The 12387-nt window shown below is 70.6% G+C and carries 7 protein-coding genes; 4 read left to right on the top strand and 3 right to left on the bottom strand.

Going from position 1 to position 12387, the window contains the following annotated elements:
* Positions 1–8 precede the first annotated feature (8 nt).
* Positions 9–1982 carry a discoidin domain-containing protein gene (locus tag ACIRB1_RS35215; RefSeq protein WP_403468315.1) on the bottom strand — a complete coding sequence of 658 codons (1974 nt, stop codon included), beginning with the start codon at positions 1980–1982 and terminating at the stop codon, positions 9–11.
* A gap of 60 nt (positions 1983–2042) precedes the next feature.
* Positions 2043–5603: a choice-of-anchor D domain-containing protein gene (locus tag ACIRB1_RS35210; protein WP_403468314.1), complete on the bottom strand. Its 3561-nt coding sequence runs from the start codon at positions 5601–5603 to the stop codon at positions 2043–2045.
* 643 nt (positions 5604–6246) lie between these two features.
* On the opposite strand from ACIRB1_RS35210, the gene ACIRB1_RS35205 reads away from it, so the two are divergent.
* On the top strand, positions 6247–7431 hold the full coding sequence (locus tag ACIRB1_RS35205; RefSeq protein WP_403468387.1) for a protein kinase: 1185 nt from the start codon (positions 6247–6249) through the stop codon (positions 7429–7431).
* A 100-nt stretch (positions 7432–7531) separates the two neighbouring features.
* On the opposite strand, the gene ACIRB1_RS35200 is transcribed toward ACIRB1_RS35205, so the two are convergent.
* Complete coding sequence (locus ACIRB1_RS35200) at positions 7532–8560, bottom strand: LuxR family transcriptional regulator (protein ID WP_403468313.1); 1029 nt, start codon at positions 8558–8560, stop codon at positions 7532–7534.
* Between the two features lie 202 nt (positions 8561–8762).
* Here ACIRB1_RS35200 and ACIRB1_RS35195 point away from each other — a divergent pair, with 202 nt between their 5' ends.
* Genes ACIRB1_RS35195 through ACIRB1_RS35185 form a run of 3 tightly spaced genes read left to right on the top strand, consistent with a single transcriptional unit; the run spans position 8763 to position 12341 of the window.
* Positions 8763–9806 (top strand): FkbO/Hyg5 family chorismatase, encoded by a 1044-nt coding sequence (locus ACIRB1_RS35195; protein ID WP_403468312.1) that lies wholly within the window; start codon positions 8763–8765, stop codon positions 9804–9806.
* Positions 9803–11350 (top strand): class I adenylate-forming enzyme family protein, encoded by a 1548-nt coding sequence (locus ACIRB1_RS35190; RefSeq protein WP_403468311.1) that lies wholly within the window; start codon positions 9803–9805, stop codon positions 11348–11350. The genes ACIRB1_RS35195 and ACIRB1_RS35190 overlap by 4 nt, the downstream gene beginning before the upstream one ends.
* The gene (locus ACIRB1_RS35185; RefSeq protein ID WP_403468310.1) at positions 11337–12341 is read left to right on the top strand and encodes a DMT family transporter; all 1005 of its coding nucleotides are present in this window, start codon (positions 11337–11339) and stop codon (positions 12339–12341) included. The genes ACIRB1_RS35190 and ACIRB1_RS35185 overlap by 14 nt, the downstream gene beginning before the upstream one ends.
* Positions 12342–12387 lie beyond the last annotated feature (46 nt).

Genomic DNA, 12387 nt, shown 5'->3' with positions numbered 1-12387 from the left:
CCTGTTGATCAGGCGCCGTAGACCTGGAACTCGGAGACCTGCCCGGCCGGCCAGCCGGTGTTCGCGGCGATGGTGAGGCGTACGTAGCGGGTGCTGACGGTGGAGGGGAGGGTCAGGGTCGCGGTGTTGCCCGTCGCCGGGTCGAAGGTGCAGCGAGCCGGGGCGAGAAGTTGGGTGAACGTGCCGCCGTCCGGGCTGCCTTGGACCGAGACGGTCTGGGTGCGGGTGGCCCAGGCGGTGGCCGGGGGGAGGTGCAGGACGATCCGTCGGACGCCGGTCGTGGCACCCAGGTCGACCTGGATCCATTGCGGGAAGGCGTTGTTGGCGGACTCCCAGTAGGTGTTGGTGTCGCCGTCGGTCGCGTTGGCGGAGGAGTAGGTCTGGGTGTGGCTGCTCTCCGAAGTGGGGCGGTGCAGGGCCAGGTTGGTGGTGCCGGAGGGGGCGTCGGTGGTGGCGGTGACCTGGTTGGAGGGCTGGGACACGTTGCCCGCCGCGTCGTAGGCGACGACGTCGAAGGTGTACGCGGTGGACGCGCCGAGTCCCGTGACGGTGAAGGTGGTTGAGCCGGTGGTGCCCACCTGGGTGCTGGTGGAGCCGGACACCCGGAGGACGCGGTAGCCGGTCACGGCGACGTTGTCGGTCGACGTGTTCCAGTGCAGCGAGACGGAGTCGCTGGTGTGCCCGGTGACGGTCAGGGCGCCCGGCGCGGTGGGTGGAGCGGTGTCGCCGCCGGTGGGAACGACCGGCGGGGTGGGCCGAGTTGGCGTCAGTGCGAGCTGGCCCTTGAGCATGCGGCCGCCGTCGCCGGTGAGGCGCAGATAGTAGTCGGCGGAGCAGGCGGTGCCGTCCTCGTCGAGGGCGAGGAACCCGGAGTCGGTGGGCACCCAGGCCTGGGTCTCGGCGGTCTTGGCGATCTGGTTGCCCTCGTTGTACTCGTCGAACATGGAGATGTAGATGCCCTGCGCCCCGGCCCGCACCGTGTTGTAGAACTGCCGCCACATGAAGTCGCCGTGCGCGCGCTGCCTGCCGGAGACGTCGCCGGGCAGCACACAGGGCTGGTAGTCGATGCCGTTGGCGTTGCAGTCGGCCTGGTCGGGGACGGTGTAGGTGGTGTACGCGTTGTCGGCCTCGGCCACGGTGCCGATGGCGCCGACCATCCACGGCGAGATCATGTCGAAGGCGTGGTAGACGCCGAGGAAGCCGGACCGCGAGCCGCCGGTGCCGGTGCGCCACTCGCGCGGGACGCCGCCGATGACGTAACACCCTTGTCCCTTGAACCAGTTGACGACGTCGAGGCAGGCGTCGGGGGTGAAGGGATGGTTGGGGTCGGCGAAGCCGAAGCCCCAGATGCAGACGACCGGCTTGCCGTTCTGCCGCGCGTACGCCGAACTCGCCGTGTGCGCGGACATCTTGTTCGTCCAGTCCGTCTTGATCTCGGACTGCATGGTCGTCCAGTTGGAGACGTCGTACATGATGTAGAACTTCCGGTCGTACGACTCGGCGGCGGAGCGCACCTTGGTCGCCATGGCGTCGCGGGTGGGGCCCTCGCCGCCGGTGGGGTTGAAGCGCTGGAGCGCGGCGGTGTCGATGCTGTTCTGCCGCATCCACAGGAAGTGGGTGTCGACCGTCTGCTGGTCGTACGAGGAGAACAGGGTGGCGGGCCGGCCGTTGCCGAGGGCCGCGTAGGACGTCTGGTAGGTGTGGGTGTAGTCGCGCATGTCGGGCCAGCACTTGATGCCGGTGTTGGCCGGGGACGGCGGCCGGCCCCAGTCCTGAGTCCAGTGCCACCAGCCGTTGATGGGCGCGCCGTCGCCGACGCAGGCGAACCAGCCCTGGTAGCCGACGGTGATCTTGCCGACGACGTCGCCCGGCCCGCCGGCCGCCGACGCGGTGGGGGCGAGCACGGTCTCGGCGGCTCCCGCCGCTCCCACCGCGGTGGCCGCGATCGCGGCCCTCAGGAGGACTCTGCGTGTGACACCCATCTCGACTCCTTTCGGTGGCCGGTGCCGCCGGGCGCGGGTACGCCCGGCGGCACCCGCTGGTCAGGTGTTCCAGACCTGGAACTCGGAGAGCTGACCGGCCGGCCAGCCGTTGTTCGCCGTGATGTTGACCCTGAGGTATCGCTGGGTGCTCGCGGTGAAGGTGAGGGTGACCGTGTTGTTGGTGGTGGGGTCGAAGGTGTACGTCGCCGACGACTTGAGGGTGCTGAAGGAGGAGCCGTCGGTGCTGCCCGACAGGGACAGCGTCTGGTTGCGAGCGCCCCAGGTGGCGGGGAGCTGGAGGACGACGCGGCTCGCGCTCTGTGCGGAACCGAGGTCCACCTGCACCCACTGCGGGAAGGCGTTGTTGGCGCTCTCCCAGTAGGTGCCCTGGTTGCCGTCCGTCACGTTGGACGAGGCGTACACGTCGGCGTGGCTCGACTCGGTGGTGGCCGCGCCCGCCGCGAGGTTTCTGCTCACCGTTCCGGCGCCGACTCCGGTCAACGCGACGGTGGTGGTGCCGTTCGACGCGTTGCTGGCGATGCTGAGATCACCGGCGCGGGTGCCGGACGCGGTGGGCCTGAAGGTGACGCTGACCGTGCAGGAGGCGTTGGCCGCGATCGACGACCCGCAGGTGTTGGTCTGCGCGAAGTCGCCCGTGACGGTGATCCCGGAGACGGTCGCGGCCGCGGTCCCGGTGTTGGTGACCGTGACCGTCTTCGCCGCGCTGTCGGTGTTGAGCGCCTGGGTGGGATACGTCAGCGACGTCGGGTTGGCCGACAGGGTCGCCGATGAGGAGCCGCCGCTGCTGGGGAACACCTCGAAGTCCGACAACTGGGCGGCGTTCCAGCCGGAGTTGGCGGTGATGTTGACCCGTACATAGCGCGCCGTGGCGGCGGTGAACGTGATGGTGACGGTGTTGTTGTTGGCGCTCGGGTCGAAGGTGTACCCGGCCGAGGCCTTGATCGTGGAGAAGCTGGAGCCGTCCGTGGAACCCTGCACCGACAGGGTCTCGGTACGGGCCGACCACGCCGCCGCCGGCGGGAGCTTGAGGACGACCTTGCCGACGCCGTAGTTCTGGCCGAGGTCGACCTGCGCCCACTGCGGGAACGAACCGAGGGTGCCCTCCCAGTACGTCGACGCGTCGGTGTCGGTGAGGTTCGAGGCGACGTAGGGGCTGCTGCCCGAACTCGCCGACGCGGGCCGCCCCGCGGCGATGTTGGTGGTGCTGTCGATGCCGCTGCCGGTCAGGGAGACGGTGGTCGGGCTGTTGTTGGCGTTGCTGGTGACGGTGAGGTTGCCCGCGCGTGCTCCGCCCGTGGTGGGTTTGAAGCCGACGGTCACCGTGCAGGAGGCGCCGACCGCGAGGGTGGAGCAGTTGTTGGTCTGGCTGAAGTCGCCTGTCGCCGCGACGGCCGAGACGGTCGCCGCCGTGGTGCCCGAGTTGGTCACCTTCACCGTCTGGGCGGTGGCCGAGGAGCCGACCACCGTGGCGGGGAAGGACAGGCTCGCCGGGTCGGTGTTCAGCACCGGGCCCGGCGCGGTGCCGGTTCCGGAGAGGCTGACGGTGCTGGTGGTCCCGCCCGCGTTGACGGTCAGGGCTCCGTTGCGGCTGCCCGTCGCCGTCGGCGTGAACTTCACACTGACGGTGCACGAGCCGTTCGCCGCGATGGACGAGCCGCAGGTGTTGGTCTGGGCGTAGTCGCCACTGGCGGAGATCGACGAGACGGCCGCTGCGGTGTTGGTCGGGTTGGAGACCGTCACCGTCTGCGCCGCACTGGTCGAACCGGTCGCCACCGAACCGAAGTTGAGGGCGCCCGGGGTGGCCGTCACGCCCTCCGACGGGTAGGGCGGGAAGACCGGGGCGGGCCAGCCGCCGCAGTACGGCGTGCCGCTGATGCCGGAGTTGCCGCCGCCGTCGGTGATGACGAAGTTGCCGCCCGAGCAGTTGTACACCGGGGACGAGTAACCGACGCCGGTGGCCGTGACGTTGGTGAACTTCGCGGTGCCGCCGGTCTGTTCCTGGAGGGCGAAGGTGCCGGTGCCCGCGATGGTGACGTTGTCGAGGTTGACCCCGCTGATGGTGCCCTCGACCCACTGGACCGCTTCGTAGGGGCTCTGCTGGATCAGCGCGTTGGTCACGTTGATGGGGCCGGTGATCGCGCCCTGGCTGCCGTCGAACCACAACGCCCCTACGCCGAACTGCCAGTTCGGGTCGAGGCTGCCGTCGCGGATCATGGTGTTGTCGGAGATGGTGGTGGTGCCGACCGGCGTCGAGGTGAAGCGCTGGCCGACGTGGATGCCGCCGCCCTGGGCGAGCCCGGTGTCGACCACTCGGTTGCCGCTGACGGTGTTGTCGTGGCCGCCGTAGATCGCGATGCCGTTGGCGAGGATCTGCAGGGACACGGTGTTGTTGGAGATCGTGTCGTTGGCGTCGGCTCCGATGGCGGAGTCGGCCCAGGTGGCGATGCCGTCGTCGCCGGTGTTGCGGATGTCGCTGTTGGTCACCTTCGAATGGGTGACGCCGCCATGGAAGTTGATGCCGTCGGCGGTGGTGTCACGGATGCGCATGCCGGTGAACGTGAGGCCGTCCATCGGGCCGTCCATCCAGGCGCCGACCTTCATGTGGTCGATCCACAGGTTGGAGACGGTCGAGTTGCTCATCGCGCCGCCGACGCCGTTGACCTGCGCGCTGTCGTCGCGTTCCTGCACATTGCCGAAGATCGCGAAGTTCTGGAGGCGTACGTCGGTGCTCGCGTTGGGCGCGGAGTTGCCGTAGAAGCCGGGGGCCGTGCCGGTGACGGTGGAGTACCACATGCCGGCGCCGGCGATCGTGACGTTGTTGACGCTGATGTGGCCGGGGATGTTGAAGGTGCCCGGCGGGATCCACACGGTGCCGCCGGGGCCGGCCGAGCTGATCGCGGCGTTGAACGCGCTGGTCGCGTCGGCCACGCCGGTCGCGTCGGCGCCCTTGCTGGTCACCGACACCGCGCCCGAGGGGGCGGTGAGGGCGGCGCCGACCTGCTCGAAGTCGGCGAAGTCGATTGTGTACGAGGAGGCGTTGTCCCCCGCGTCGACCTGGAGCTTGAAGGTCGTACCCGCCGGATAGGTGGTGGAGAACAGGCGGTGGGCCTCGTCGTAGAAGTGGTGCGGGTTGCTGCCCGGCGTGTTGGTGAAGGGGTAGCTGCCGTAGTACCAGCTGTAGGCGTTGGTCAGGGTGAAGTCGGGCTGCTTGGTGCCGTTGATGTACAGCGAGAGCGGGGCGGTGTAGACCGAGCCGTTCGAGGTGTCGGGGATGCTGTACCGGAAGTTGATCGAGTTGGTCGCCACCGGGGTGGTGAACGTGACGTACTGGCCGGTGCCCTGGAGCGTCGTCGCCTTGCGGTACGACGCCTCGTCGGCGAGCTGGCCCTGGGCGTAACTCGGGCCGATGGCCGAGCCGTTGGTGGCGGAGTTCTCCGCCTGCACCTCGACGTACGGAAGGCTCGCGCCGCTGCCGCCGGTGGCCGCGGTCGCCGCCGAGGCGGGTGCGACGGGCAGGGCGAGGACGCCGACGGCGGCCAGCATCGCGGTGCTGACCGACCAGACGAGGGCGCGTCTCAGATCTCGGATGGAATGGAGCACTACCACTCCTTACATGGCGAAATGCCGGAACTGTTCGGCTGGCACCGTCAGGGATGGGGGCGGGACAGGGGTTGGCGACGATGCACGGGGGACCGTAATATCCATGACATGATCACGCAATATCTAGACAGAGCTTTGCAACAAACAAAAATGCATCCCGCAAGATCCCGGGCGCCCGGACAGGCGGCGGCGCGGCCGGGCAGACGGCCCCGACGGCACCACAGGGAGCGCGGGGTCGGATCAGACAGCCCGGCCCGGAATGGGGAACGTGAGCGTCACTGCGTTCTTGGTGCATGGCTCGAAGGCGTGATGCTGCCGTCGCCCGCATCCACCCAACCCCTGACGGGAGTTGTGATTGAGGGGAGCGGCACCCCGACCGCACGGAGACCCCATCCACCCCACTGGATTCCAGCGAAGGAAGAATTCACCTGCCCGCACCTCTGCAAGTTTTTTGCGGAAACTACGCAAATATTCGACACGCCGATACTCGGGGTCCCGGTGTCCTCCCGCCGCGTCGCGATTCCGGATCGGGGTCGGTGGCCGTCCGCCCGGCAGTAGGCTGAGGCGGCTGCGCCACCCCACCAACACCCGTTGTTTCAAGGGGAGATGGCTCGCAGCGGTCGAGTCGTCTCCCTGCGTGAGGATGAAGCAACAGGTGCTGATAGCGGGCCGGTACCGGCTGAACAACACCATCGGTCGCGGTGCGATGGGCGAGGTCTGGCAGGCGTACGACGAACTGGTCGGCAGGCCGGTCGCCGTCAAGCTCCTGCACGCGCAGAACTCCGAGCCCACCGCCGCCGCCCGCTTCCGCCTGGAGGCCCAGACCGCGGGCCTGCTCAGCCACCCGCATGTGGTCGGCGTCCTCGACTTCGGGGAGCAGGAGGGACGGCTGTTCCTGGTGATGGAGCTGGTCGACGGGGACAGTCTCGCCCGCGTCCTCGCCCAGGGCGGACCCCTGCCGGCCGAGGACGTGGCCCGGATCGCCGCGCAGTCGGCCGCCGGGCTCGGCGCGGCACACGAACAGGGCATCGTGCACCGGGACATCAAGCCCGGCAACCTTCTCCTCGACGCCGACGGGTCCCTGAAGATCGGTGACTTCGGCATCGCGCACTTCATGAACGACCCGAGTGGCGCGCTCACCGCGACCGGCCAGATCGTCGGAACCAGCCTGTACATCGCCCCCGAACGCGCCCTCGGCCAGCCCGCGGGACCACCGTCCGACGTCTACTCCCTCGGCTGCGTGCTCTACCAACTCCTCACCGGACAACCGCCGTTCCGGGCCGGCAGTCCCATCGCCGTCCTCCACCACCACCTCGACACGGCCCCGGTGCCACCCCGTGAACTCGGCGTCGCCCTCCCGCCGGCCTTCGAGAACTATTTACTCGGACTCCTCGCGAAGAGCCCCGAGGACCGTCCTACGGCGCACCAGGCGGCCGAGTGGTTCGGGGCGGGCAACTGGCGCGGACGCCCCGAGCCGCTCCCGGCGGCCGCGCCGCACCCCAGGCCGCAACCGCGCGCGGCCTCCTGGGACGCACCGTCGGCACCCACTCCGACCCCGGCTCCCGGCGCCGCGACCGTCTACGCCTTCCCGACCTCCACGAGCGGCACCACTGCGTCCCAGCGCACAAGGCGCCGCCCGCCAACGGGAGTTCGCGCCGTCGTACGGAAGCGGTCGAGGGCGGTGGGCACGGTCGCCGCCGTCCTGGTCTTCCTTGCCGCGCTGCTCATCGGCATGGCGTTGTTCTCCCCTGCCCACAGCTCGGCGGACACGCCGGCGGCCGATCCGTCCGGCACGACGAGCAACTCCCCCTCGGTACCGCAGCCTTGAGCGCGCCGCCGGTCGGCACGTCCGGTCGGCCGGCGGCGCGGTGGCGCACCACGCCGAGGAGCGTCCCGCACGGGTCGCGGCCGACCGAAACCCCGCCCGGCTACGCCGCCGCCCGCTCCCCCTCCCGGCCCCGCTGCCCGAGCACATAGCCGGCCTGGAGGCGCGTCCTGGCGCCCAGCGCGTCCATGAGCTCGGCGATGCGTCGCTGGCAGGTGCGCAGGGAGATGTCCAGCCGCCGGGCGATCACCTTGTCCTCAAGGCCGTTGAGCAGCATGCGCAGGATGGCCTCGTCGATGACGGCGGAGGTGGAGCGGGCGCTGTCGTGGTCGTAGCTGCCGTCGAAGGGCCGTGCCTCGTCCCACGCGCCAGTCAGGGTGCGCCGTAGCGCCGCGACCACCGACTGCTCGCGTACCACGCTGAGTCCCGGGCCGTCCGTGACGGGGACCACGGCGACCTCGGCGTCGACGATCAGCAGCCAGGCCGGGACGGACACGGCGGTGCGCACCTGGGCGCCGTCGCCGATCAGGGTCTCGACCCGCTCGCGCACCCGTACGTCGAACCTCGCCGCCTCCGGGAACAGGACCCTGAGGAGTTCGGAACGGGTGCCCGCGCAGCGCAGCCATCCGCCTCGGTCCAGGTCCGCCGCTTGTTCCCAGGGGTCCTGGGTGGAGAGGGAGAAGAGGATCTCCCGCTTCGCCTCGACCGTGATCGTGGTGAGGATTCCCCGGGCGGCCCGCGGGTCCTCGACGCGCTGTACGTGCGGGTGTTGGGGCTCACCGGAGAAGTTCTCGCGGTACAGCGGCAGCAGGCTGTGCATCTGCTGCCGGAGCCGCTCCAGTTCGTGCTGCCGCTGGCGCAGCGCCTCGTCCTGCACGGCCAGGAGCTGGAGCGAGGCGGACAGGGGGTTCACGGCGACGTAGGCGTAGGTGCAGCCGTGCACCAGGTGCAGGAGCCGCAGCCGTACCAGATCGTCGATGGCGGCCGCTGCCTCCGCCTCGGAGAGGCCGAGATCCCGTACGCACCGTTTGATGTCGATGTACTCGCTTCGTAAGGCGAAGGTGTACACGTCGTTGGTCGCTGTTCCCGCCTGCGGGACGTCCGGCAGGTCCGTTATGTCGTCGAAGATCACGGTTCGTCTCCCCCTCGTAATCGTGACTGACGCAAGTCCGTGGGTGCCCGGTCACGGCGGCACCCCTGGATTCTTCAACAGGAACAGATCTTGCGCCGAACCCTCGCGCGCTTTGTTCACCGTCCCGCAACACCCGGGCAGCGCATGCCGGTCGACCGCGTCCATCACACACCGGACGGCAGCGGCAGAGACAAGGAGATTCATGAGTAACCGTCAGTCCGAGGCTCGCTCACGGGGCCTCTGGTCCGACCTGGTTCCCGTCCCCACCACCGCACCGCGGGAGCAGGCGGCCTCGCGCGGCACCGTCCTGGGGCGGATCCGCTTCACGGACGCGCCCGCGGAAGCCGCCCTGGACGACACCACTCCGCTCCTGACCACGCACATGACCAACGAGCACGTCACGCCCGTCGAGGAGATCTGGCGGACCGCGCTCCCGGTACGGACCGGCACCGCGGGCGACGCCGTCTTCGCCGAGGACGGCGAGCACCTCTTCTACGCGGTACGCCTCGGCCCGCAGCCCGTGTACCGCGAGCCGGTGCGCGAACTGTACGAGAACGCCCTGCGGTTCGCCTGGGAGCACGGCTACACCGACCTGGTCCGCATGTGGAACCTCATCGGCGGCATCACCAGCCCGAACGCGGACGGCCTGGAGATCTACCGCGACTTCTGCATAGGCCGGGCGGAGGCGTTCTCCGCCCTCGCCGACCGCTTCCCCCAGCTCTCCGCCGCCACCGGCATCGGCACCCTCGGCCCCGGCGTCGACGTCGCCTTCCTCGCGGCGAAGCCGGGCCGTGCCGTGCACCTGGAGAACCCCCGGCAGACACCCGCCTACAAGTACCCCTCGCAGTACGGGCCGAAGTCGCCGAGCTTCGCACGGGCCACTTTCCTGAAGGACACCGCCGCGCCGGAGTCCGTGACGGGCACCCTCTTCGTCTCGGGCACGGCCAGCATCCTGGGCGACGACACGGTCCACATCGACGACGTCGCCCTCCAGACCGAGGAGACGCTGCGCAACATCGGGGCGCTCGTCGGCGGCGACAACCTCCGCGCCCACGGCCTGGACGGTGCCGGGTACGACGTGAAGGACCTCGACCAGGTCAAGGTCTACGTCCGCGACGCCGAGGACCTGCCCGTCGTACGGAACATCTGCGAGTCGACGCTCCCCGCCGACACGGACATCTCGTACTTCAACGTCGCTGTCTGCCGGCCCGACCTGCTGGTCGAGATCGAGGGAGTATGCAGGTGACGGACATCCTCACGGACATACCCGCCCTACCGGCCGAGACGGCACCGGCGGACGGCAACCTGTCCGTCCGCCTGGAGGAACTCGCCCGGCGCAACGGCTGGCTCGGCCGGACCGCGTACCTCCAGGGCACGCACCGCTACTCCTACGGCGAGGTCTACGAGCAGGTGCGCCGCACCGCGGGCGCGCTGCGCGGGCTCGGTGTCGGGCGCGGGGAGCGGGTGCTGCTGGCGCTGCCCGACAGCGTCCCGTTCGTGGTGACGTTCCTGGCCGTCCTGCGGATCGGCGCCGTCGCCGTACCGGTGAACACGTTCTTCCACGCCGACGAGCTGCGCTCCAGCGAGGAGATCGCCGAGGCCACGCTGGTCGTCGCCGACCCCTCGCTCCGCGGCGAGTTCCACGGCCGCAGCGTCACCCCGAGAGAACTGACGGAGGCCTACGACCCCGCCCACCCCGGCGCCGCGGAGCGGGTCGCCTCCGATGCCCCCGCCTTCGCCGTGTTCACGTCCGGCACCACGGGCGCACCCCGCCTGTGCTTCCACGCCCACGGCGACGCCCAGCACTTCGACCGGGCGATCGGCGGTGTCCTGGCACTCCGTCAGGGCGAGGTCTGCTACTCCGTGTCGCGGATGTACTTCGCCTACGGCCTGGGCAACTCCGTCCTTCTCCCGCTCCAGCGCGGCGCGGTGGTCGTGCTGTCCCCGCAGCGCGCCGACGAGACGAACGTCCCCCGGCTCCTGGACCGCCACGGGGTGAGCGTCTTCTACGCCCAGCCCAGCTTCTACGCCCGGCTGCTCGCCCGCCCCGAGGTCACCGACCTGCTGGGCCGGCTGCGGCTGGCCCTCGTGGCCGGGGAGACGCTGCCCCGCCCGCTGGAGGACAGACTGCGCCGCGTCCTCGGACCCCGGCTGCTGAACATCTGCGGCACCAGCGAGATCGGGCACGCCGTCCTGGCCAACGGCCCGGACGAGATCCACCCCTACAGCCTGGGCCGGGTCCTTCCGCCGTACCGGGTGCGGGTCGTCGACGACGCGGACGAGACCGTTCCGGAGGGCGAGGTCGGGCGGCTTCAGATCTCCGGCCCCGGGATCGGCCCCGGCGTACGGCGGGGCGGTCTGCCGCCGCACCGGCTCGGCCCGGACGAGTGGTTCACCACCGGGGACTCCGCACGCGTGGACGCCAAGGGCCTGGTGTGGCTGCTCGGGCGGGTGGACGACATCGAGATCGTCGCCGGGGCCAACGTCCACCCCATCGAGGTGGAGGACCTGATCACGGGCATCGCCGGGGTACGGGAGGCCGCCGTCTGCTCGGTGCGCCGCGCCGACGGCACGACGAGCCTGCGTGCCTACGTCGTCGCCGAGCCCGGGGTGGACCGGCACACCGCGCTGGCCGCCGCCATCCGGTCGACCACCGCGGCGAAGCTCACCTGGTACAAGGTGCCCGAGGACGTCGAGTTCATCGACGCGCTGCCCCGCAACAGCACAGGAAAGATTCTCCGCCGCGTCCTGCGCGGAGCGAACAGGGAGTTGCCCGATGGCACAGCATGAGACGTCCCCCTCCCCGGCGAAGACGCCGGTCTCGGCGCTGGCCGCCGCGCTGCTCACCATGGTCCTGTGGGCCTCGGCGTTCGTGGCGATCCGGCACATCGGCGAGAGCGTGCGGCCCGGCCCCCTCGCGCTCGGCCGTCTCCTCATCGGTGCCGTCGCGCTGCTGGCCGTCGTGGCGTTCCGGCGCGAGGGACTGCCGCCGCGCGCCGCGTGGCCCGGCATCGCCGGCATGGGCGTGTTCTGGTTCGGGCTCTACATGGTGGCGCTGAACTGGGGCGAGCAGCACACGGACGCGGGCACGGCCGCGCTGCTCATCGGCGCCGGTCCGCTCCTGGTGGCGCTGCTCGCCGGGTTCCTGCTGCACGAGGGCTTCCCCCGGCCCCTGCTCATCGGCCTCGCGGTGGCCTTCGTGGGCGCCGCGCTGGCGGGGGCCTCCAGCGGGGGCGGCGACTCGGCCGTCCTCGGTGTGCTGCTCTGCCTGGCAGCGGCGGCGGGTCACGCGGTCGGCGTCATCTTCCAGAAGCCCGCGCTGTCCCACGCGTCACCGTTGCAGGTCACCGCGTACGCCAGCACGATCGGCGCCGTCGCCTGCCTGCCCTTCGCTGGCCAGCTCTTCACGGATCTGAGCCACGCGTCGGCCGGGAACTGGGCCGGGGTCGTGTACCTGGGGCTGCTGCCGACGGCACTGGCCTTCTGGACCTGGTCCTACGCGCTGGCGCACATGCCGGCGGGGCGGCTGGGCGCGGTGACGTACATCGTGCCCGCCATCACCGTGCTGCTGGCCTGGCCCACGCTGGGCGAGTTCCCGTCGGGTCTGGCGCTCGCCGGAGGCGCGCTGTGCCTGGTCGGCGTGGGGCTGTCGCGCCGTCAGCCGAAGACCGCGCCCGAGTCGGCCTCGTCGCACGCCCCCGAGGAGCCGCCGTTCGCCGAGCCCGCGGCCGTCGGCGAGACGGTCGACGTCTCAGGACCGGCGCGGGCGGCGAAGGACTGACCCGAGCCCACGTCTCCGCCCGCGCCGGGTCCCCCTCTCCACGGCG

This window comes from Streptomyces sp. NPDC096013 (assembly GCF_044763565.1).
In the GTDB taxonomy this organism is placed as follows: Bacteria; Actinomycetota; Actinomycetes; order Streptomycetales; family Streptomycetaceae; genus Streptomyces.
The sequence above is the reverse complement of the archived record's forward strand: the minus strand, read 5'-3'. Positions and strand labels throughout refer to the sequence as shown.

Bases quoted from the DNA above. Each gene is read 5' to 3' on its own strand.
- ACIRB1_RS35195 (WP_403468312.1), top strand. From the start codon at position 8,763: ATGAGTAACCGTCAGTCCGAGGCTCGCTCACGGGGCCTCTGGTCCGAC.
- ACIRB1_RS35205 (WP_403468387.1), top strand. From the start codon at position 6,247: ATGAAGCAACAGGTGCTGATAGCGGGCCGGTACCGGCTGAACAACACC.
- ACIRB1_RS35185 (WP_403468310.1), top strand. From the start codon at position 11,337: ATGGCACAGCATGAGACGTCCCCCTCCCCGGCGAAGACGCCGGTCTCG.
- ACIRB1_RS35215 (WP_403468315.1), bottom strand. From the start codon at position 1,982: ATGGGTGTCACACGCAGAGTCCTCCTGAGGGCCGCGATCGCGGCCACC.